The organism is Ursidibacter sp. B-7004-1, assembly GCF_053654055.1.
Genome location: NZ_JBSIUP010000019.1, coordinates 22,279 through 43,778, shown reverse-complemented (window position 1 = coordinate 43,778; position 21,500 = coordinate 22,279). Strand labels below are relative to the sequence as shown.

Annotated in this window: 20 protein-coding genes and 1 rRNA gene; 15 read left to right on the top strand and 6 right to left on the bottom strand. The window is 38.1% G+C overall.

Going from position 1 to position 21,500, the window contains the following annotated elements:
* Nucleotides 1-8 precede the first annotated feature (8 nt).
* From rrf to ACWIW0_RS07740, 6 genes are all read left to right on the top strand, one after another.
* A 5S ribosomal RNA gene (rrf, locus tag ACWIW0_RS07765) occupies nt 9-124 on the top strand.
* A 205-nt stretch (nt 125-329) separates the two neighbouring features.
* On the top strand, nt 330-2,792 hold the full coding sequence (locus tag ACWIW0_RS07760) for a class I adenylate cyclase (RefSeq protein WP_454452853.1): 2,463 nt from the start codon (nt 330-332) through the stop codon (nt 2,790-2,792).
* A gap of 89 nt (nt 2,793-2,881) precedes the next feature.
* A complete protein-coding gene (gene nrfE / locus ACWIW0_RS07755) occupies nt 2,882-4,786 on the top strand; it encodes a heme lyase NrfEFG subunit NrfE (RefSeq protein WP_454452852.1) in 1,905 nt (634 codons plus the stop codon).
* The gene (locus ACWIW0_RS07750; RefSeq protein WP_454452851.1) at nt 4,783-5,316 is read left to right on the top strand and encodes a redoxin family protein; all 534 of its coding nucleotides are present in this window, start codon (nt 4,783-4,785) and stop codon (nt 5,314-5,316) included. The genes nrfE and ACWIW0_RS07750 overlap by 4 nt, the downstream gene beginning before the upstream one ends.
* A gap of 62 nt (nt 5,317-5,378) precedes the next feature.
* Nucleotides 5,379-5,720, top strand: a complete 342-nt coding sequence (gene nrfF / locus ACWIW0_RS07745) for a heme lyase NrfEFG subunit NrfF (RefSeq protein ID WP_454452858.1) — start codon at nt 5,379-5,381, stop codon at nt 5,718-5,720.
* A complete protein-coding gene (locus tag ACWIW0_RS07740) occupies nt 5,707-6,471 on the top strand; it encodes a TPR domain-containing protein (RefSeq protein ID WP_454452850.1) in 765 nt (254 codons plus the stop codon). The genes nrfF and ACWIW0_RS07740 overlap by 14 nt, the downstream gene beginning before the upstream one ends.
* Before the next feature lie 40 nt (nt 6,472-6,511).
* Here ACWIW0_RS07740 and ACWIW0_RS07735 read toward each other — a convergent pair whose 3' ends face one another.
* Nucleotides 6,512-7,051, bottom strand: coding sequence for a KdsC family phosphatase (locus ACWIW0_RS07735; protein ID WP_454447321.1), 540 nt, complete (start codon nt 7,049-7,051; stop codon nt 6,512-6,514).
* Between the two features lie 66 nt (nt 7,052-7,117).
* Here ACWIW0_RS07735 and ACWIW0_RS07730 point away from each other — a divergent pair, with 66 nt between their 5' ends.
* The 5 genes from ACWIW0_RS07730 (at nt 7,118) to rraB (ending at nt 12,094) form a co-directional block, all read left to right on the top strand.
* A complete protein-coding gene (locus ACWIW0_RS07730; protein WP_454452849.1) occupies nt 7,118-7,804 on the top strand; it encodes a YggS family pyridoxal phosphate-dependent enzyme in 687 nt (228 codons plus the stop codon).
* A 177-nt stretch (nt 7,805-7,981) separates the two neighbouring features.
* Nucleotides 7,982-10,591: an aminopeptidase N gene (gene pepN / locus ACWIW0_RS07725; RefSeq protein WP_454452848.1), complete on the top strand. Its 2,610-nt coding sequence runs from the start codon at nt 7,982-7,984 to the stop codon at nt 10,589-10,591.
* Entirely contained in the window at nt 10,591-11,007 is a 417-nt protein-coding gene (locus ACWIW0_RS07720) for a DUF805 domain-containing protein (RefSeq protein ID WP_454452847.1), read from the top strand. The genes pepN and ACWIW0_RS07720 overlap by 1 nt, the downstream gene beginning before the upstream one ends.
* A 28-nt stretch (nt 11,008-11,035) precedes the next feature.
* The gene (gene yihA / locus ACWIW0_RS07715) at nt 11,036-11,665 is read left to right on the top strand and encodes a ribosome biogenesis GTP-binding protein YihA/YsxC (protein ID WP_454446908.1); all 630 of its coding nucleotides are present in this window, start codon (nt 11,036-11,038) and stop codon (nt 11,663-11,665) included.
* A 3-nt stretch (nt 11,666-11,668) separates the two neighbouring features.
* Nucleotides 11,669-12,094 carry a ribonuclease E inhibitor RraB gene (gene rraB / locus ACWIW0_RS07710; RefSeq protein ID WP_454452846.1) on the top strand — a complete coding sequence of 142 codons (426 nt, stop codon included), beginning with the start codon at nt 11,669-11,671 and terminating at the stop codon, nt 12,092-12,094.
* 74 nt (nt 12,095-12,168) lie between these two features.
* Here the strand turns inward: rraB and ACWIW0_RS07705 are convergent, their stop codons facing one another.
* The 5 genes from ACWIW0_RS07705 to tusA all read right to left on the bottom strand — a co-directional run bounded on the left by ACWIW0_RS07705 (nt 12,169) and on the right by tusA (nt 16,584).
* Nucleotides 12,169-13,959, bottom strand: a complete 1,791-nt coding sequence (locus ACWIW0_RS07705; protein ID WP_454452845.1) for a tetratricopeptide repeat protein — start codon at nt 13,957-13,959, stop codon at nt 12,169-12,171.
* 10 nt (nt 13,960-13,969) lie between these two features.
* Nucleotides 13,970-15,175, bottom strand: a complete 1,206-nt coding sequence (locus ACWIW0_RS07700; RefSeq protein WP_454452844.1) for an MBL fold metallo-hydrolase — start codon at nt 15,173-15,175, stop codon at nt 13,970-13,972.
* 1 nt (nt 15,176) lies between these two features.
* Nucleotides 15,177-15,710 carry a tetratricopeptide repeat protein gene (locus ACWIW0_RS07695; protein WP_454452843.1) on the bottom strand — a complete coding sequence of 178 codons (534 nt, stop codon included), beginning with the start codon at nt 15,708-15,710 and terminating at the stop codon, nt 15,177-15,179.
* Nucleotide 15,711: 1 nt separating this feature from the next.
* Nucleotides 15,712-16,029, bottom strand: a complete 318-nt coding sequence (locus ACWIW0_RS07690) for a tetratricopeptide repeat protein (RefSeq protein WP_454452842.1) — start codon at nt 16,027-16,029, stop codon at nt 15,712-15,714.
* 315 nt (nt 16,030-16,344) lie between these two features.
* A complete protein-coding gene (tusA, locus tag ACWIW0_RS07685; RefSeq protein ID WP_454452841.1) occupies nt 16,345-16,584 on the bottom strand; it encodes a sulfurtransferase TusA in 240 nt (79 codons plus the stop codon).
* A 31-nt stretch (nt 16,585-16,615) separates the two neighbouring features.
* On the opposite strand from tusA, the gene pepQ reads away from it, so the two are divergent.
* The 4 genes from pepQ to hemE all read left to right on the top strand — a co-directional run bounded on the left by pepQ (nt 16,616) and on the right by hemE (nt 21,473).
* Complete coding sequence (pepQ, locus tag ACWIW0_RS07680) at nt 16,616-17,932, top strand: Xaa-Pro dipeptidase (RefSeq protein ID WP_454452840.1); 1,317 nt, start codon at nt 16,616-16,618, stop codon at nt 17,930-17,932.
* Nucleotides 17,933-18,028: 96 nt separating this feature from the next.
* Nucleotides 18,029-19,405, top strand: a complete 1,377-nt coding sequence (argH, locus tag ACWIW0_RS07675) for an argininosuccinate lyase (protein WP_454452857.1) — start codon at nt 18,029-18,031, stop codon at nt 19,403-19,405.
* 144 nt (nt 19,406-19,549) lie between these two features.
* Nucleotides 19,550-20,338 (top strand): D-hexose-6-phosphate mutarotase, encoded by a 789-nt coding sequence (locus tag ACWIW0_RS07670; protein WP_454452839.1) that lies wholly within the window; start codon nt 19,550-19,552, stop codon nt 20,336-20,338.
* A gap of 58 nt (nt 20,339-20,396) precedes the next feature.
* Nucleotides 20,397-21,473: a uroporphyrinogen decarboxylase gene (hemE, locus tag ACWIW0_RS07665; RefSeq protein WP_454452838.1), complete on the top strand. Its 1,077-nt coding sequence runs from the start codon at nt 20,397-20,399 to the stop codon at nt 21,471-21,473.
* Nucleotides 21,474-21,500: the final 27 nt, after the last annotated feature.

Genomic DNA, 21,500 nt, shown 5'->3' with positions numbered 1-21,500 from the left:
AGGATTTTCCTGATGGCCGTAGTGCTGTGGTCCCACCTGACTCCATACCGAACTCAGAAGTGAAACGCAGTAACGCCGATGGTAGTGTGGTGATTCGCCATGTGAGAGTAGGGCACCATCAGGGTATTATATAGAGAGAACCGCAAGTTAGAGATAGCTTGCGGTTTTTTGCATTTACAGGTAAATACTAGGTAATGGAGTATAACTACTATACATAATGACAGATAAAAATATTAACATTTTTGTAATAAATTATGATTAGCTATCTAGAACGCTTTACTTTCCCGTTTTAAATGCTAAATTAATCTCTTTTTTGTAAGGTTAATGGAATGAGAGAACTTTTTTTAGAACAGATTGATTTAACAGATCGTTCTTTTATTTCATTATCAGAAACTATTCGGCGTATTGATCAGCTTGATCAATTTCGAATCAAAAGGGCATTGAATAATTCAAATGATGCTTTTCAGCGTGTATTTACGTTTGTACCGCTTTTACTGCACTATAATCACCCTTCGCTTGCATCTTATACAGAAAATGCTCCTTGTGGCATTTATCAATTTGAACCAAATGAGACTCAATCGGCTTATTTAGCAGACATTCAACTATATAGTATTGAACACTTTGATTTTGATGGTTTATATGCAATGGGGAGCTTAGGCTCAATTACTCAAACAACCTTATCTGATTTAGATTTCTGGCTCTGCTATTCAAAACAATTTTCAGAAGATGAGCGTTATTATTTAGAAAAAAAATTACATAAAATCGAGCTATGGGCAAAAGAACAGGGCGTTGATGTCAATTTCTACCTAATGAACCCAGAAGAGTTCCGTTCACATAAATATGATAGTGAAGTAACTGCAGAGCACTGTGGTTCAGCACAGCATTACTTTTTATTAGATGAATTTTATCGTTCTGCGATTCGCTTAGGCGGGAAACGTGTCTTGTGGTTACATTTATCTGATGAATGTGAAGACTATCAAACGGTAGTAACTAATGCAGTTAGTAATAATTTAATTTGTTTAGATGAATGGCTTGATTTTGGTGATTTTTCTGAGTTACCTCTAGGGGAATATTTTGGAGCGAGTTTATGGCAACTTTATAAAGGTATTGATTATCCTTATAAATCAGCAATCAAAATTCTGTTGCTTGAGAGCTATTCTGAAACTTACCCTGAAACTTTTCTGATCTCTAAAAAATTTAAAGCGTTATTACATTCAAATAAAGCGTTGAATTACCATTTCGACCCTTATATCGCAATGCTTGAGCAAGTTACAGATTATTTAACTAAACGTCAAGAATTTACACGTTTAGAGTGTTTACGTTACTGTTTTTATATTAAATCAAGTGAAGGGCAGCTTGATGGTTGGAAAAAACAAGAACTCAATGCTTTAGCTACAACGTGGGGGTGGAGTGAGACAGAATTTCATCTGCTAGAAATGAAATCGCATTGGAAAGTGAAGCAAGCAATGCGTCACCAACAGATGCTAGTCGAACAATTTTTACAGAGCTATCGACATTTAATCAATTTCGCTCGTAAATTTCAGATCGATCCAAGCATAATGCCACAAGATACTGATTTGTTAATGCGTAAGCTCTATTCTGTATTTGAAGTACTACCTGGTAAAATTACCCTTATTAATGAAAAGATTGCAAGCAATCTATCTGAAAATGAGGTCACTTTTGTTGAAGTGACAGAACATTGTTCTGCGAAAACAGGCTGGTATATGATCAATCACGCCCCTCTTAGTGCTTATGATTCAACTAAGCGTTATGTGCAATATCATAAGAGCCTAAATAAACTTGTAGCTTGGGCATATTTTAATGGTATTGTAACCGTCAATACCCAGCTACATTTAGTTAGTCAAACTATTAGCCTAACTAAATTACGTCAATTTATTGCAGATTTACGTCTTTCTTTCCCAGCGAAATCCCCGATTGTTAAAGAGAGTGATCTTTATCACCCAAATGAAATTCGTAATTTAATTGTTGCCGTCAATCTTACTAAAGATCCAACTCGTGAAATGAGTAATCGTCCCGATCTTTCTCAACTTAGTCTATTTAATCTAGGTTCATCAGAAGAAGGAATTATCGGTAGTATCAGTATTATTTATCGTAATATGTGGAATGAAATCATCACACAGCATATTGAAGGGCACGATTCTATCTTAAAAGCACTTAAACTAATTTCAAATAAAATTTACCGTAGTTCGGCTCCGCCACAATCAGTAAATGTATTTTGTTACAGTGTCCAACTGCGTAATGAATTACAGAAATTTGTGATGGGGCTGGTAAATCGTTGTATTACGGTGCAGACAGGGGGAATTTCGAGTAAGCAGGCAGATACATTTAATCTAGCAGGTAAAAAATGGCAATTAGTTTTTGGCAAACAGATTGAATTAAAAGAGCTGATTACAGAAAATGAACAATCTCTTACAGTTGAAGCACCAAAAGCGTTCACCGTACCGAAAGAGATTTATAGTTTTGCAAGTGAAGGTTTTTTACAGTTCTTCTTTGAAGATTTGCCAACAGGGGAATTTAATGTGTATGTGCTGGATAAAAAGAATAAAGTAGAAATTTACCCTGAATGTATAGGGGAAAAAGAAGCCAAAATCAGACAAATTAGCCGTTTATATGCAGAAGATGAATCTTTACAAAATAGTCATTGTTTAGAGAGCTTTAATTATCCTCAGTTCTATCAATTACTTGAGCAAGCAGAGGGCTTGATTATTGTTCCTTTCCAAAGTAAACAACATCGGGATTATCTCGAAAAATTGAAATTTACTAAGAATTAGTTTAGATCAAACAGCACGATAATCTCACTTTTTTTGTCCACCACAAGCGGTTAGAATAAACCGATTTTTTGTAAATTTATGGATAAATTATGATCCCTGAATTGGGTTATTTTTGTTTAATTTTATTAGTGGGAATATCAGCAACACAAGTCGTATTTTCAGTTTTTGGGGAAATTCGTCAGCAGCCAAAATGGTTTGCTTATAATGCTTTTCTAACCCTCACTCAATTGCTACTTGGCTGTATCTGTTTTTCTACGTTAGCTTATGCTTTTATTATTGATGATTTTAGTGTGAGCTATATTGCTAGCCATTCTAATAGCCAATTACCGACTTTTTTTAAATTTTCAGCCAGTTGGGGTGGACACGAAGGTTCAATGTTATTTTGGCTGACAGCCCTTTGTTTGTGGAGTGGGATTTTTTACATTTTTTCACGTAAAATTGACCGCTTATTTGTAAATCGAACGCTTGCTGTTTTAGCCTTGATTATCTTTGGCTTTGCTCTGTTTATCTTATTGGTTTCAAACCCTTTTGAGCGTAGTTTTCCTCCCCCACCAGAAGGGCGAGATCTCAATCCTATGTTACAAGATATCGGATTGGTTTTTCACCCACCTTTACTTTACTTAGGTTATGTTGGTTTTGCGGTTTCTTTTGCAATGACAGTCGCAATGTTACTTGGTGGCGTGTTTGATTTTGCTATCGCTCGTTGGATCCGTCCTTGGACAATCATTGCTTGGGGATTTTTAACCGCAGGTATCGTACTAGGTGCTTGGTGGGCATACTACGAATTGGGCTGGGGTGGCTGGTGGTTTTGGGATCCTGTCGAAAATGCTTCACTAATGCCTTGGTTGCTTGGAACGGCGTTAATTCATAGCTTAATTGTCAGTGAACAACGCGGCATTTTTAGCTACTGGACTATTCTACTGGCGATTTTTGCTTTTGCCTTGAGCTTATTAGGCACTTTTATTGTCCGCTCAGGCGTGCTGACTTCCGTTCACGCCTTTGCTGTTGATGCTGATCGTGGTATTGCTATTTTAAGTCTATTTTTCAGTTTGAGTTTTATTGCATTGGCACTTTTTGCCTTCAAGGTCAATTTATGGCAAGGTAATGTAAGGTTCAAATGGTTATCAAAAGAAACTGCATTACTTATCTTAAATAGCCTGTTTGTATTAGCGACTTGTGTGGTGATATTAGGCACCTTTTATCCAATGATCTTTAGTGCAATGGGCTGGGGGGCTATCTCGGTCGGATCTCCCTATTTTAATAGTATTTTTACTCCATTAGCCTTATGTCTGCTTGTTATAATGGTATTTGCAACGATTTTACGTTGGAAACAATGTTCGGCTAAGCAGATTATCACCCAGCTGTCACTCATTCCTATTACGATAGCACTTGCTTTAGGACTAATTTATAGTGTATTAGCTCGCCACAACATTTTCCAAATTGATTGGCTTCCCCTTATTTTTATCAGTTTAGCGATCTGGGTTATCCTAACCCATTTACCTTATCGGCAATTTATGTGGCAAATCCGACCGCTTGCAATGCGGCTTGCGCATATTGGGTTTGCAATTTGTGTGATTGGGGCAATGATGAATAGCCACTATGGTGATGAAATCGGTGTTCGAATGAAGCCTACAGAACGAACAGAATTGGCTGGCTTTTGGTTTGAATATGCTCAACATTCCAATGAACTTGGACAAAATTATACAGCAGAGCAATCAATATTTCGTGTATATGATGGAGAGAAATATCTTGCTACGACAATAGCAGAACGCCGTTATTATGATATTCGCACAATGACAATGGCTGAAGTAGGGCTTATTCATTATGGATTAGATGATATTTACATTGTAATGGGCGATAAGTTTGGCAACAAAGAGTACGCCTTTCGCTTACACTATAAGCCTTATGTTCGTGCCTTATGGTTAGGAGGTGTATTGATGGTTATTGCTTCACTATTAGCTGTATTTGGATTAAGAGAGAAAAAGATAAAATGAAAAAAATACTACTTTTCTTACCGCTTGTCTTATTGTTGGTTGTTGTACTTTTCCTCGTTATGCAATTAAAGAGTAGCGATAATATTCCGCCCAGTGAAAATTGGCAAGGTAAACCATTTCCTGAATTTACGGCGAGAAGTCTGCTTGATGCGAATGCAACTTTACATAAAGAGAGTTTACCGAAAGAACCTTTTATTTTGAATGTTTGGGCAAGTTGGTGTACTTGGTGTATTAAAGAGTTTCCAGTACTGCTTTCAATGCAACAGCAAGGAGTAAAAATTGTCGGCTTAACTTATGTTGATCGCCCTGATGATGCTAAACAAGCCTTACAACGTTGGGGAAACCCATTTTTGTTTGTTATTGATGATTTTCAGCATAATGTGCTGAATCAAACCTTAAATATTTCATCAGCACCAACAAGCTATCTCATTGATAAAAATGGAGTTATTCGTTATCAACAAAAAGGTTATAACCCGAATTTTGAACAAGATTTTATACCACGTTTAAATCAATTAAAGGCGGAACAATAGTGAAACAGTATTTCATCATTTTTTTGATTATCTTTAGTTGGAATACTCCATCTTGGGCGGAAATGATCGATACCTTTCAGTTTCAATCAGAACAACAACGTGTAAGAGCGATTGCTTTAGCAAAATCACTCCGTTGCCCACAATGCCAAAATCAAAACCTACTTGAATCCAATGCAACACAAGCCTACAAATTGCGAATTGAAGTTTATGAAATGGTAAACCAAGGGAAAAGCGATCAAGAAATTATCCATATTATGACTAATCGTTTTGGCGATTTTGTCAATTACAATCCCCCAATAAAGCCACAAACTTGGTTATTGTGGGCAACGCCTTTTGCGATTTTATTTGTAATGGCAGTAGGGATTATTTGGCGAGTAAAGAGAAAAAACGATGACAAAGCGTGAACAACTCAATGCAGATTATTATCAACAAGCGGTAAGATTTGCTGAACATTTTGCAACAGAAAAAGATAGAGAAGATTATTTACAAGAAATTGCTGATCGCAAAGCGTTTGAGCAGAATGCTCTTGCTCAATCTTGCTTGCAAAGAAATAGCTCAAAGTTACCGCTTACTTGGCAAAAAATTGTGCTGTTAGGAATATGGGGAATAATCGCAGGAGGATTTTATGGACAAACTGGGCGTTATCAGCAGGTAGTTGAAGGCGAGCAAGCATTTACCCAGTTTCAGCAACAAAAATCTGATGAAGATAGCCAACAACGTAATCATCACTATATTGTGAATTTGCAAAATCAACTGCGTGAGAACAGAAATAATGGGGATTTATGGTTTGAACTAGGGCAAGCCTATTCATTAAATAACGATTTTGAAGCTGCATTAGTCTGTTTTCATAATGCGTCTGGTATTCTAGGAAAGAAAGCCAGCCTGCTAGGGGCAATGGCAACAGCAGATTATTATTTACATAAACAAAAGATTACCGAACAAGCACAAGAGTGGATTGAGCAAGCACTCGCAATTGACGCACAAGAGAGTGCCAGCTTGTTATTATTGGCTTCAGATGCTTTTTTACATAATAATCCCCAACAAGCAATTACTTATTGGGAAAGAGCCTTAGATAGTGAAAATCAATCGCTTGATCGCCGAGAAATTATTAAAAGCATTAAATTGGCAGAGCAGATGAGCAAATTTGGTAAATAATTTTTGAAATCTCACCGCTTATTGATCTTGTTGGTATCTATTATTGTGCCATCTGCTCTACAACTTTCATAAAGCCATCTGCAGAAGCATAAACTTCTTCTTTGCCCTGCGCGTTTAAAATCATATCAGAAAGTTCTCGAAAGGCTGAATGCCCCCCTTTACGCGTTAAAACAAGATCGGCTTGTTGCTTGATATAATCAAAGGCATCACCAACAGCCACAGCCAATCCGCAAACTTCAAAAGCTGGAAGATCTAATGTATCATCGCCTAAAAATGCAGTTTCTTCTGCACAAACCCCCGCTTGCTGCATTAGTTCCAAGCAGGCTTGTTTTTTAGACATCTTACCTAATTGAAAAAGTGGAATACCTAGATCCTTAATTCTTCTACGCAAAATGGGCGTATCACCACCTGAAAGTACCGCAACTTGAATACCACAAGCAAGTAACATTTTAATCCCTAAACCATCTTTGACATTAAAATATTTGAGAGCCTCGCCATTTTCACTGTAATACAAACTACCGTCAGTTAATACGCCATCAACATCAGTAATGACCAATTTTATTTTTGTAAGCTGTTCCATAAGGTTTCCTTGATTTTAAACAGGGGGAGTTTTATTATTCCACATTATAGCTTTTTGGAGGTACGAATGTCGATTTCTCAAAATTTAGCGACAATTTCTAAGCAAATTCAACAATTTACTCAACAAGCACAACGCCCAGAAAATAGCGTGAAATTACTTGCAGTGAGTAAAACTAAGCCAATTTCTGCCATTGAACAAGCGATTAGTGCAGGGCAGCGAGCATTTGGTGAAAACTATGTTCAAGAAGGGGTTGAAAAGGTGCAGTATTTTGCTAATCAATCGGATTTGGAGTGGCATTTCATCGGTGCATTGCAGTCGAATAAAACGCGTCTAGTAGCAGAGCATTTTGATTGGGTACAGACGATAGATCGCCTAAAAATAGCTCAACGTTTAAGTGAGCAACGCCCAGTCGGTAAACCAGCTCTAAATGTATTACTACAAATTAACATTAGCGATGAAGATTCCAAATCAGGTATTGCTCCCACAGAAATGCTTGCATTAGCGACCGAGATTAGCCAATTACCGAATTTAAAACTGCGTGGCTTAATGGCAATACCAAAACCGGAATCAGAGCCAGAACAACAGCGTGTTGCGTTAGTACAAATGCAAACGTTATTTGAACAGCTAAAATGTCATTTTAAGGATATTGATACCTTATCAATGGGAATGTCAGATGATATGCAAACAGCGATTGAATGTGGCTCTACAATGGTGCGTATTGGTACTGCGATTTTTGGTGCGAGAAATTATTAAATTTGTTTATATAAGCGGTAACAAAAGCGGGATTTTTTGCAAATTCCGCTTTTTTATTAGGTAAAGAAAGGGGTAGAATTTCGCTTATGTGTTGGAGTTGGGAATGTTCAATGACTTTCTTGATAAACTGCAATATACTTATACAAAATTATTTTAAAAACGATCTGAGGAAATATTATGCAACCTAAAGCTAAATTTAGAAAAGATTATCGCCAACCAGATTTTACTATCACCGATATTTATCTTGATTTTCAACTTGACCCTGAAGAAACATTAGTTACATCACGTTTAAGCGTACAACGTAAAAATCCAGAAGTAACGAGTTTACGTTTAGATGGGCACAGTTTTCAGTTAGTTTCCGTTAAACTAAATGGCGAAATATTTTCAAACTACCAGCAAGATAATGAATCTTTAACCTTAGCTTTAGAGAATTTCCCATCAGATCAGTTTGAATTAGAAATTAAAACATTATTACAACCGTCTAAAAATACGTCTTTACAAGGGCTGTATCAATCAGGTGATGGTATTTGTACCCAGTGTGAAGCGGAAGGTTTCCGTCAAATTACCTATATGTTAGATCGTCCAGATGTACTTGCAAAATATCGTACGAAACTAACCGCTTGTAAGAGCAAATATCCATACTTGCTTTCAAACGGTAATCGTATTGCACAGGGTGATTTAGATGATGGTCGTCATTGGGTTGAATGGGAAGATCCATTCTTAAAACCAAGCTATTTATTTGCGGTGGTTGCAGGTGATTTTGATCTGTTACAAGATAAATTTACCACAATGAGCGGGCGTGAAGTTGATTTAGAAATTTACGTTGATCGTGGCAATTTAGATCGTGCAAGTTGGGCAATGGCAAGTTTAAAACGCTCGATGAAATGGGACGAAGAACGTTTTGGCTTAGAGTACGATTTAGATATTTATATGATCGTAGCGGTGGACTTCTTCAATATGGGCGCGATGGAAAACAAAGGTTTAAACATTTTTAACTCTAAGTTTGTTTTAGCTAACCCACAAACAGCAACCGATGAAGATTATATGAATGTGGAGAGCGTGATTGCTCACGAATATTTCCACAACTGGACGGGTAACCGCATTACTTGTCGTGATTGGTTTCAACTAAGCTTAAAAGAAGGTTTAACCGTATTCCGCGATCAAGAATTTACATCGGACTTATGGTCTCGCTCTGCAAAGCGTATTGAAGATGTCCGTTTCTTGCGTGCTTTCCAGTTTGCCGAAGATGCAAGCCCGATGGCTCACCCAATTCGCCCTGAAAAAGTGATTGAAATGAATAACTTCTATACAGTAACCGTCTATGAAAAAGGGGCGGAAGTCATTCGCATGATTCACACTTTACTAGGCGAAGAGAAATTCCAAAAAGGAATGAAACTTTATGTGGCAGAAAACGATGGTAAAGCCGCAACCTGCGAAGATTTTGTTTCAGCAATGGAGCGTGCATCTGGCATTGATTTACAGCAGTTCCGCCGTTGGTACAGCCAATCAGGTACGCCAGAACTGACAGTCGCAGATGAATATGACGAGAAACGCCAAACCTATCGTTTACACGTTGCACAAATGACACCTGCCACAGCAGATCAAGTAGAAAAAGTGAATTTGCATATTCCATTGAAAATTGCACTCTACGGACAAAATGGCGAAAAACTGAAATTACAGCACGAGCTATTAACAGTAAGTGATGTGTTAGATGTGATTCACGATAATCAAACTTTTGAGTTTCATAATGTACCGCAACGCCCAGTACCTGCATTACTCTGTGATTTCTCTGCCCCTGTGCGTATTGATTATAACTACACCACAGAGCAACTTAGCACACTGTTAAAATATGCTGAGAATGATTTTGTTCGTTGGGACGCGGCTCAAACACTGTTTATCAATGAATTAAAAGCGAACTTAACTCGCCATCAACAAGGTCTAGCGATGAGTTTCTCGCCTGAATTATTAGATGGCTTAACTTTAGTACTCGAAAATGCAAATCAAGATCCTGAATTAGCCGCACTTACGCTAACATTACCTAAAGAAACCGAATTTGCAGAATCCTTTAAAGTGATTGACCCTGCGGGTATTGCGGTTGTACGCGATTTTATGCAACGCCAAATTGCAGAAGCGTTAAAAGATCGCTTCTTAGTAACTTATAACCAAAATAAATTAACAGGTTATCGTGTTGAAGCGGAAGATATGGCAAAACGTGCATTACGCAATGTATGCTTATCTTATCTAGCCTTTACTGATGTTGGAAATACGTTGGTGCATAAACATTATCACCAAGCGGACAATATGACCGACACACTAGCGGCACTTTCGGCTGCGACAAAAGCACAGTTGCCTTGTCGTGATCAGCTATTGGCTGATTTTGAAGAGAAATGGTATCACGATGGATTAGTAATGGATAAATGGTTTGCATTACAGGCTACTCGTCCTGATGACAATGTATTAGAGCTAGTACAAGAGCTATTAAGCCACCGTAGCTTTAACTTAAAGAACCCTAACCGCCTGCGTGCTTTAATTGGTAGCTTTGCTTCGCAAAACCCAAGAGCTTTCCACGCCATTGATGGTTCTGGCTACCGCTTCTTAGTGGATATGTTAATTAAACTGAATGAAACAAATCCGCAAGTTGCCGCTCGCTTAATTGAGCCATTGATTAAACTCTCACGTTATGATGCACAACGTCAAACCTTAATGCGTCGTGGCTTAGAACGCTTGAAAGGTTTAGATAATTTGGCTCGTGATCTCTTTGAGAAAATTGAAAAGGCATTGCAGTAATGCGTTGGTACACTGCGTTATTTTCATTCCAAGGTCGTCTTAACCGTAAAGGATTTTGGATCGGCTTTGGAATTAACTTCGCCTTTTTGTTTATATTTGCAAATTTTATCTTAAATCCAACCGCTTTTAGTTGGATTAGCATACTGCCATTGCTCTTATCCGCATATAGTTTGGCGGCAGTAATCACCAAACGCTTACACGACAGAAATCGTTCTGGAAAAGCGTTATTGATGGTTCTCGTCCCTATCTTATGCTACTTCTGTTCATTGGGAACAGATGGCACAATGGCGTGGTTACTCGGTATTTTTATGCCCGTATTCATTGGCACAATGTTGTTATTAGAATGGGGGGTATTTGCGGGTAATTCTGAAGCAAATCAATACGGTGACAAAGGCTTGTCTGTTCGTTTTAAATAAAGGAACAGACTAATTTTATAGAAAAACAATGACAGACATTAAACTTAACTATCATAAAACCCATTTTTTAACTTCAGCACCTGACATTCGTCACTTACCTGAAGATAACGGCGTAGAAATTGCTTTCGCAGGGCGTTCTAATGCAGGAAAATCAACTGCATTAAATGCACTCACTAACCAAAAAAGCCTTGCAAGAACATCAAAAACACCAGGGCGAACTCAGCTTATCAACCTATTTCAAGTTGAACCAAACTGTAAGCTCGTTGATTTACCTGGTTATGGATATGCGGCAGTGCCAGAGCAGATGAAACGCCAGTGGCAAAATGCACTGGGCGAGTATTTACAAAAGCGTGATTGTTTGCGTGGTGTGGTAATTTTGATGGATATTCGCCACCCACTCAAAGATCTCGATCAGCAGATGATTGAATGGGCGGTGGCATCTGATCTTCCCGTTTTATTGCTTTTAACCAAAGCGGATAAATTAAGCCAAAGTGCGAGAAGTAAACAAGTCAAAATGGTTCGAGAAGCGATTTTACCTTTCCAAGGCGATATTCAAGTAGAAGCCTATTCTGCCCTAAACCGTATTGGAATTGATAAATTAGCCAATAAACTCGACACTTGGTTTGCAGAAGTATTTGCAACAACAGAGAAGGAATAAACAATGTACGATTTAACCGAATTACGCCAAACCACCGATGAAATTATCGAAAACTTACTCGCTGATGGCTCAGACCCCGAAGCCCTTTATATTATTGAACATCACGTTGCCCACCACGATTTTGATAAATTAGAAAAATTAGTGGTTGATGCCTACAAACTCGGCTACGAAATTTCTGAAGCGGAAGAAATTGAAGAAGAAAACGGTAAAATCATCTTCGTGTGCGATATTGTCAGCGAAATTGAATTAAACGCCGACTTGATCACCGCACAGCAAAAAGAGCTACTACCACTGATTGAAAAAGCAGGGGCAGAGTACGAAGGTTGGGGAACTTATTTTGAAGATCCAAACAGCGATGAAGATGAATATGGTGAAGACGGTGAATTCTTCGATGACGAAGATGACGACTTTGACGATGAACGCCGTTAATTAACAAGCGGTCGGATTGGCAAAAAATTTTGCAGATCCGACCGCTTAAATCGAGCTCAATTTCTCATTGATAATCAAAAACCCCGATAATTTTTATAATTATCACAACCTTTTTGATCGCCTAATTGACAGGCTTTTTCATAGAGCTGTCTGACGCTAAAAAGGGATTGGGAGTCAATGTAAATAGAGCCAACAGGATAACCATTTGCTTTAAGCACACCTAAATTATTTAATGCCCCAGCGTGTTCTTGTTTAGCAGCTTTGCTGTACCATTCAATAGCGTTGGCGTGATTTTGTGCTACGCCATTACCGTTGGCATAACGTAATCCTAAATCAAATTGAGCATCTTTATCGCCAGCATTAGCCGCTTTTTCTAACCATTTAAGTCCTTCGTCCTGTTTTTTCTTGCCAAGTTTGCCATCGAAATAAAGATCAGCAAGGTTTCTCATTGCTCGCATATTGCCTTGTTCGGCAGATTTTTCATACCATTTAGCCGCTTGCTGATAATCTTGCTTAACCCCTTGCCCAGTTTCGTACATAAAGCCCAAATTAACTTGTCCTGTTGCATTGCCTTTATTCGCAGCTTTTTGGTAGAGATCAACGGCTTTTGCTTTATCTTGTTTTACGCCTTCTCCCACTTCATACATTAAGCCTAATTCAACCTGCCCTCTATCATCACTTTGATCTGCTGCTTTTTGATACCATCTCACCGCTTCTTCTGCATCTTTGCTTGTGCCAATTCCCCCACGATACATATTACCCACTATTAATTGAGCATCAATGTCTCCTTGCTCTGCTGCCTGTGTATACCAATAAAGGGCTTCTTTTTCATTTTTAACCAAAGTACTTCCAATTCGATAAAGATTAGCAAGGTTAAATTGTGCTGCACTCTCGCCATTTTTTGCGGATTTTAAATACCATTTAACCGCTTTTTGTTCATCTTTTTTAACACCCTTTCCTTCGTGATAAGCATAAGCTACCCAAAAATAGGCTCTTTCATCACCCTCTTCAGCGGCTTTTTCATACCATCTAATTGCCTGAGTAAGATTTTTCTCTGTTCCCTGTCCGTTATAATAAAGCTTCGCTAAGTAGTAACTTGCTTCTTTTGGTGGGGATTTTGAATTAGCTGCTTTTTCTAACCACTTAAAAGCTTCTTTATAATCAAAACGGTCATAAGCCTCTTTGCCTAACGCATATTGTGCCTCCTCGCTTCCTAACTCAGCGGCTTTAAGACGATATTGCTTGCCTTTAATTTCATCTTTTTTAACGCCATTGCCAGTTAAATAAAGTTGTGATAATTTCCAGTAAGAGTGGTCGTGATCTAATTTGGCAGCCTTTTCCCAATAATCGATAGCTTTGCGTTTGTTAACCTCAGTGCCTTCTCCGTTAAAATACATATCAGCAGAAGAAGATAGTGCATATAGTGCAGCTGCATGATCTTTTTTAGCTACTCTTTCGTACCAATAAAGTGCTTGTTTTTCATCTTTTTCAAAAGCAGAAATTCCAAAATCTTTAAGACCCAATTGGTACTCAATCCCGAGCATTACTTCAGCTTCAGTAAAACCTTGCTCTGCAGATTTTTTTAGCCAATAAACCGCCAAATCTAAATCTTTTCCAGTCCCTTGCCCTAAGCTATACATAGAATATAGTTGAAATTGTGCTTCCGCATTGCCCTGCTCAGCTAAGGATCTATAAGCTTTAAAAGCTCCAGTATAATTTTCAGCGTTATATTCATTTTTCGCTTCTAATAAAGCTAATTCAATTTGGTCATTTTTTTGTTTTTGGTCTTGATAGTAATAATAACCGCCGCCTGCTGTGCTTAAGCCTAAAATAAGTGCGGTAATAATGAGTGTTTTCTTATTCATTGGTAATTCCCTAATTAATGAAAATTCTTAATGTGTTCTGTTTATCAACTAAAATAGGATTATGTTGAATAAAGTCAAATACAACAGGTGCGTGGGGGTGATGATAACTCGCATCAGGATCAGCACAAAAAATACTGATATAAGGCTTTAACTGGTTTGCTAAACCTTTTTGCCAATTATATTTAGAACCGTGATGAGCAACTTGAAAACAAGCTATTCGGTCAATCCGTTTTTTTCCTAAAACAGAAAAAAGATCATTTAATTGATATTTAGCGTCTAAAAAAGCATCGCCACTATATAATAGTGCATCTTGATACATTTGATTGCCTACAGTGCCATTCCAAATACTATTAGCAAATAGAAATTTACTTTGGTTTAAATCTTGATAAATAATTTTCCTATCCTTTTTCTCATCCAAAAATGAGACATAAAGGAATAGTGAAATAAGATTTCTTGGGCGAGATTTGTTTTTTGCACTTGTGGTAAAATATTGATCGTAAAGTTGTTTTATTTTATTAATATTGAATGTTTGATTATTTATAAGGTTTGTAACCATTTGTTGGAATTGCTGTTTATTTTTAGGTCTAATCTTTAATTTATGAAATGGAATGTTATAAGGTACAAATTCAACCTGATCAAAAATCAACCTTGTTTTGGGGTCTAACCATTTTACTTTTTTTGAATAAGGGCGGTTCTTAAATTCATTATTTTGTGGGTCAATAGTATTAAAAATTAGCTCTTTACTATTGGGATCAATAGGTTCTTCAGGAATATATTGATCGTTGCTCGGTAATAATAAAATAGTTTCTATTTGATGAAATTGATCATCAATAAATTTTACGGGATTAATAAAAAAGTTGAAATTCGGGCTATCACTAGTAACACCTAGATATTTTGCAATAATTAATCTTTGCCATAATGGATAGTAAGGTAACAAGATATATTTAACTTTTTGATATTTAGAAAGTAATTTACTGATACCATTAATATGATCTTGATCGAAATGTGAAACCGCTAGCAAATCCAGTTCGTTATATTGATTTTGCATTTGCTGTATAGCTAAATCTAATTCTTTTGTTTGTTTCGTTTTCTTATCTGGGGTTGAACCACAATCATAAACCCAGCTAAAAGCGGTGTTACCACCGCTTAAAACTTTACCACTGGAAAATAAGCCTTGCCCAACAGCCCAAAATTCGCACTGTAATGCAATACTCATCTTATTTCCCCTCATTTAATTCACGATACCAATCACAACCTTTTTGTGAGCCATTATCACAAGCTCGACCCAACCACATTTTAGCTTTTGTCCTATCTTGTGGAATGCCCTGCCCCAAAGCATAGATACCTCCAAGAATAGTTTGAGCTTTTGCATTCCCTTGTTCAGCGGCTTTTTGATACCATTTCACCGCTTGATGGTAATCTTGTTTTACTCCCTGTCCGTTGTAATACATCCTCCCTAAATTAAATTGAGCAGCTACCTCCCCTTGTTCTGCGGCTTGTTGATACCATTTCGCCGCTTGATGATAATCTTGTTTTACGCCTTGTCCTTCGTCATACATCAACCCTAAATTATATTGAGTAGCTGCATTCCCTTGTTCTGCTAAGGGTTGCCAGAGTCGAAAAGCGGTTTGATAATCTTGTTTTTTTGCAGCCTCAAGCCCTTGTTGAAACTGTTGTTCAGGGGTGTTGGCGTAGCTAATAGTAGCGAATGCCAAAAGGGTGGCGGTGAGTAATGTTTTACTGAATTTCATCTTATTTTACCTCATTTAATGTACGATAAAAATCACAAGCTTCTTGCAAGCCATTATCACAAGCTAGACCGATCCACATTTTGGCTTTTGATATATCTTCCTGAACTCCCCACCCGAAAAGATATAACCCTCCAAGCATTACTTGAGCCTTTGCATCCCCTTGTTCTGCTAAGGGTTGCCAGAGTCGAAAAGCGGTTTGATAATCTTGTTTTTCATAAGCGACAAACCCTTGTTGGAACTGTTGTTCAGGAGTATTGGCGTAGCTAATAGTAGAGAATGCCAAAAGGGTGGCGGTAAGTAATGTTTTGACGTTTTTCATTGGAATTTTTCCTTTTTATTGAGATAAATTAAATTGAACAAAATCTAATTATATATTGTTTTTTTTTTGTGCAATTTGCTATGCTTTAGTAAACTCAAGATTAGGAAAATTTGTAGGGGGAGTTTTATCCTATTATATTAAAATCAATAGGTTATGGCGTGATGAGCTAAAGTTTATCCTACGAAAAATAGGCTTGTTCATAGTTGGATTATGCTGTTTGGTGGTGAGGATATGGGGGGCTGAAATTTACAGGCTAAACCCTGTACAATGTGGTGTTCAGCCCTTAGAATAATGCTTTAGCTTTCAGTAGAGTGCCTACAACCCTTTTTTAATCCAGTACTGATAAGGCACAGATGCAGTTTGGCTTTGTAGCAGTTGATGATCCATAAATTGACAAAAACTCGGAATATCGCGAGTGGTGGCAGGATCGTCAGCAACGATAAATAGCACTTCCCCATCAGCCATATTACGAATCGTTTTACGGGTAAGCATTACAGGCTCAGGGCAACGTAGCCCGATAGTATCTAAAGTTTGATGAATAGTTATTTCGTTCATTATTTTTGATCACTTAACATAAGGAAATAAGATGAAAACATTATTTTCGCAACATATTGTACGATTACAGCAGATTGTCCAAAAAGCGTTAGAATTAGCTCGCTTAGATGGCTTGTGGATTTATGCAGGGGCAATGAAATATCATTTTTTAGATGACCAAACAGCACCCTTTAAAATCAATCCACATTTTAATTATTTCTTTCCAGACCCAACTGCCGAACAAAGCTGGATTTTTGTTGATGGAAAAAATAAACCGAAAGTTTATTTTTATGCTCCACAAGATTACTGGCACGTTGTGCCTAATCCGCCCGTTTCCGCATTTTTTGCCGATGAATTTGACTGGCAAATGCTAACTGAGCCGAGCCAAATTAAGCAATATATTACGCAACCGCAACATTGTGCTTTTATCGGAGATGATGTTGCATTGGCAGAAAGTTTAGGCTTTGAGCATATCAATCCGAAAAAGGTGCTAAATGTACTGCATTTTGAACGTTCGATCAAAACAGAATTTGAAATTGAATGTATTGCTCAAGCACAATTTAGTGCAATTAAGGGGCATTTAGCGGCGAAAGATGCCTTTTTTGCAGGGAAAAGTGAGTTTGAAATCAATCTCGCTTATCTGCAAGCCACAGAGCAGTCGGATAATAATGTGCCTTATGGCAACATTGTCGCGATTAACCAAAACAGTGCAGTGTTGCATTACACTCGTTTAGATACTCAACTACCAAAAGCTCGCCACAGTTTCTTGCTTGATGCAGGTGCAACTTGTTGTGGCTATGCGTCAGATATTACCCGTAGCTATGCCAACGATCCACAAAGTGAATTTGCTCAATTAGTGGCAGAAATGGAAAAATTCAAATTGGCGATTATTGATGAGTTGCAAGTGGGAATTAACTATTTAAGCTATCACACCCAAATGCACCAGTGGATTTCGCAGATGTTGCGTGAATTTGATTTTGTCAAATTGCCTACTGATCAGATTTTTGAAGAAGGGATTAGCCGTATTTTCTTCCCCCACGGCTTAGGGCATCAGCTTGGCTTGCAAGTTCACGATGTGGCGGGTTTTCAACAAAATCAGCGTGGAACGCATAAAGCTCCACCAGATATTTATCCAAGTTTGCGTTGTACTCGTGATCTTGCCGAAGGAATGGTACTCACAATTGAGCCTGGGTTCTATTTTATTGAGATGTTGCTAAATCCTTGGCGAAACGCACCGCTTGCAAGGTTCTTTAATTGGGAGAAAATTGATTACTTTAAGCAATTTGGTGGTATTCGTACTGAAGATAATGTTGTTATTCGCACAAATGGAGCGGTAAACTTAACGGCACTTGCAGAAAAACAATTATAAAATAATTATTGAATTTAATTGCATATTTATGCAATAATCGGCACTATTATGAAGCGGTGCGATCCGCTTTTTTATTTACAAAAGGAAGAAATGAGTATGGCACTTTGGGGTGGGCGTTTTACACAAGCCGCAGATCAACAATTCAAATATTTTAACGATTCATTACGTTTCGATTATCGCCTTGCTTTGCAAGATATTGATGGTTCAATGGGGTGGGCAAAAGCTATTCACTCTGTCGGTATTATCAATGCAGAAGAATTAACACAATTATTAGCAGCACTAAAACAGTTGCGTGCCGAAGTTGCACCGAATTTAGCAATTGTGCTACAAGAAGATGCGGAAGATATTCATAGCTGGGTTGAATTGCAACTGATTAAAAAAGTTGGTGATCTTGGTAAAAAATTACATACGGGGCGAAGTCGTAATGACCAAGTTGCTGTGGATATGAAACTGTGGTGTAAAGCACAAGTCCTTTCTTTGCAGGAGTCTGTTCGTGCTTTACAAGAAAAATTAGTTGAAACTGCAGATGCAAATCAGCTTTCTGTAATGCCTGGTTATACCCATTTACAACGTGCCCAGCCTATTACGTTTGCTCACTGGTGTATGGCATATTATGAAATGTTAGAACGTGATTATAGCCGTTTAACTGATGCCTATAAGCGAATGAATACTTGCCCGTTGGGATCTGGGGCTTTAGCTGGAACTGCCTATGGAATCGATCGTGATCAACTAGCACAAGATCTCGGTTTTGAAACGGCAACACGCAATAGTTTAGATAGTGTCTCAGATCGTGATCACGTTCTTGAATTATTGGCAGCGGCTTCGATTAGTATGATGCACCTTTCACGTTTTGCAGAAGATCTGATTATTTTTAACAGCGGAGAGTGTCATTTTGTTGAGCTTTCTGATCGTGTTACATCGGGTTCATCATTGATGCCACAAAAGAAAAACCCAGATGCTTGTGAGCTTGTTCGTGGCAAAACTGGACGAGTATTCGGGGCATTAACAGGTTTATTAACCACCTTAAAAGGCTTACCGCTTGCTTACAATAAAGATATGCAAGAAGACAAAGAGGGGATTTTTGATGCCCTTGAAACGTGGCAGGCTTGTATCAACATTTCAGCGTTAGTCCTTGAAGATATTAAAGTCGATACTGAAAGCACCAAAGAAGCTGCACGTCAAGGCTATTCAAATGCCACAGAATTAGCTGACTACTTAGTTGCAAAAGGTATTCCATTCCGCGAGGCACATCATATTGTGGGCGAAGCGGTGGTATATGCCATTGCACAAAGTAAAGCGTTGGAAGAATTAAGTCTTACAGAATTTAATCAGTTCCATTCTTCAATTGCCGAAGATGTTTATCCTATTCTCTCCCTTGATTCTTGTTTGGCAAAACGTTGCGCTAAAGGTGGTGTTAATTTAGATCGTGTTGCTGAAGCAATCCAAGCGGCAAAAATTAATTTAGGATTGTAACAATTTATTGTTTTTACAAACGAATATTTGAAGAGTGTCTCTTCCTAAAAAAGTTTCCTCTCTTTAGTAAAGAGAGGATTAGGGGAGATTTGAAAAATATTTTTGCAAAAAAAGAGCAATATCTCACCGCTTAAGGAGAAAACAATGAGCCAATCATTTCCGCCTGAAATCAATGTTGTAACCTATAATCAAATTCCCGTTGTTGAAGTAAATCACCCTAAATGTCGAGCGAAAATTTCGCTACAAGGGGCACAGCTATTTAGCTGGCAGCCCGAACATTGTAAACAAGATGTATTATGGCTCAGTGATATTGAACCTTTTGTGGAAGGTAATGCAATTCGTGGTGGTATTCCGATTTGTTACCCTTGGTTTGGTGGAGTGAAACAACCTGCTCACGGTACGGCACGTTTGCGTCTTTGGGAATTGAGCCAATATCAAATCACAGATGATGGTGTTGAGTTACTTTTCAAGTTAGATAATGATGCTGAAATTAAGATGCTATTAAATGAAACTTGTACTCTAACTTTTACCCATTTCAGTAATGAACCAGCTCAACTTGCACTACATAGTTATTTTAATGTGGCAGATATTGAGCAGGTGGCGGTGTTTAATTTGCCTGCTGATTGCTTTAATTCTTTGACACAGCAACAACAAGCGGTCAGTTCGCCACGAAAAATTACTGAAAATGTTGATGAAATCTATTCAGCCGAAAAATCCCCGAGTGTCATTGCAGATCAAGATAATCATCGTGAAATCAGTGTTGAGCATATCAACGCTTCACAAATTGTTGTATGGAATCCTTGGCATAAAGCAACTAGTTCAATGAGTGAACAAGGTTATCGAACAATGTTATGTGTTGAAACAGCCCGAATTAGTTCACTTTTAGCCAAAAACGAGCAAGTTAGCGTGAAGATCAGCGTAAAACCAAACTAATTTATGCTATTATCTGCCCCATTTGCCAAATGGGGCATTTAATTTTTGAGAGAAAGCTATGACAGAATTAAAAAATGATCGTTATTTAAGAGCATTATTGCGTGAACCCGTAGATATGACACCCGTCTGGATGATGCGTCAAGCTGGGCGTTATCTTCCAGAATATAAAGCAACTCGTGCCCAAGCTGGGGATTTTATGTCGCTCTGCCGTAATGCTGATTTAGCTTGCGAAGTGACGCTACAACCTTTACGCCGATATGATCTTGATGCGGCTATTCTGTTTTCTGATATTTTAACCATTCCTGATGCAATGGGCTTAGGGCTAAGTTTTGGTGCGGGTGAAGGGCCGAAATTTGCTCGCCCTATCCAAACTAAAGCTGATGTAGATAACCTGCCAATTCCTGATCCTGAAGGTGAATTACAATATGTAATGAACGCAGTACGAACCATTCGCCGAGAGTTAAAAGGTGAAGTACCATTGATTGGTTTTTCAGGTAGCCCTTGGACACTGGCAACTTATATGGTTGAAGGTGGATCGTCAAAGGCCTTCACTAAAATTAAAAAAATGCTATATAGCGAACCAAAGGTTTTACACGCTTTACTAAATAAATTAGCCGATAGCGTAACGCTTTACCTGAATGCTCAAATTAAGGCAGGGGCTCAATCTGTAATGATTTTTGATACTTGGGGAGGCGTATTGGCTCATCGTGAGTATCCACAATTCTCATTGCAATATATGCACAAAATTGTCGATGGGTTAATTCGTGAGAATGAAGGACGAAAAGTACCTGTTACTCTCTTTACTAAAGGTGGTGGACTATGGTTAGAAGTGATTGCGGATACTGGTTGTGATGCTGTTGGTTTAGATTGGACGGTTGATATTGCTGATGCTAGAGCAAGAGTAGGACATAAAGTTGCTTTACAAGGTAATATGGATCCGAGTGTGCTATATGCCCCAGCAGAGCGTATTGAACAAGAAGTTAGTGATATTTTAGCAGGTTTTGGTAATGGTTCAGGACATATCTTTAATCTTGGACACGGTATCCACCAAGATGTACCAGAAGAAAGCCCGAAAATATTTGTTGATGCGATCCACCGTTTATCTCAGCCTTATCACCAACAAGGTAATGAGTAAGCCCAACAACTAGCAAATAATTTAAGG

Coding starts and splice junctions, on each gene's coding strand:
- ACWIW0_RS07760 (WP_454452853.1), top strand. CDS start 330: ATGAGAGAACTTTTTTTAGAACAGATTGATTTAACAGATCGTTCTTTT.
- nrfE (WP_454452852.1), top strand. CDS start 2,882: ATGATCCCTGAATTGGGTTATTTTTGTTTAATTTTATTAGTGGGAATA.
- ACWIW0_RS07750 (WP_454452851.1), top strand. CDS start 4,783: ATGAAAAAAATACTACTTTTCTTACCGCTTGTCTTATTGTTGGTTGTT.
- nrfF (WP_454452858.1), top strand. CDS start 5,379: ATGATCGATACCTTTCAGTTTCAATCAGAACAACAACGTGTAAGAGCG.
- ACWIW0_RS07740 (WP_454452850.1), top strand. CDS start 5,707: ATGACAAAGCGTGAACAACTCAATGCAGATTATTATCAACAAGCGGTA.
- ACWIW0_RS07735 (WP_454447321.1), bottom strand. CDS start 7,051: ATGGAACAGCTTACAAAAATAAAATTGGTCATTACTGATGTTGATGGC.
- ACWIW0_RS07730 (WP_454452849.1), top strand. CDS start 7,118: ATGTCGATTTCTCAAAATTTAGCGACAATTTCTAAGCAAATTCAACAA.
- pepN (WP_454452848.1), top strand. CDS start 7,982: ATGCAACCTAAAGCTAAATTTAGAAAAGATTATCGCCAACCAGATTTT.
- ACWIW0_RS07720 (WP_454452847.1), top strand. CDS start 10,591: ATGCGTTGGTACACTGCGTTATTTTCATTCCAAGGTCGTCTTAACCGT.
- yihA (WP_454446908.1), top strand. CDS start 11,036: ATGACAGACATTAAACTTAACTATCATAAAACCCATTTTTTAACTTCA.
- rraB (WP_454452846.1), top strand. CDS start 11,669: ATGTACGATTTAACCGAATTACGCCAAACCACCGATGAAATTATCGAA.
- ACWIW0_RS07705 (WP_454452845.1), bottom strand. CDS start 13,959: ATGAATAAGAAAACACTCATTATTACCGCACTTATTTTAGGCTTAAGC.
- ACWIW0_RS07700 (WP_454452844.1), bottom strand. CDS start 15,175: ATGAGTATTGCATTACAGTGCGAATTTTGGGCTGTTGGGCAAGGCTTA.
- ACWIW0_RS07695 (WP_454452843.1), bottom strand. CDS start 15,710: ATGAAATTCAGTAAAACATTACTCACCGCCACCCTTTTGGCATTCGCT.
- ACWIW0_RS07690 (WP_454452842.1), bottom strand. CDS start 16,029: ATGAAAAACGTCAAAACATTACTTACCGCCACCCTTTTGGCATTCTCT.
- tusA (WP_454452841.1), bottom strand. CDS start 16,584: ATGAACGAAATAACTATTCATCAAACTTTAGATACTATCGGGCTACGT.
- pepQ (WP_454452840.1), top strand. CDS start 16,616: ATGAAAACATTATTTTCGCAACATATTGTACGATTACAGCAGATTGTC.
- argH (WP_454452857.1), top strand. CDS start 18,029: ATGGCACTTTGGGGTGGGCGTTTTACACAAGCCGCAGATCAACAATTC.
- ACWIW0_RS07670 (WP_454452839.1), top strand. CDS start 19,550: ATGAGCCAATCATTTCCGCCTGAAATCAATGTTGTAACCTATAATCAA.
- hemE (WP_454452838.1), top strand. CDS start 20,397: ATGACAGAATTAAAAAATGATCGTTATTTAAGAGCATTATTGCGTGAA.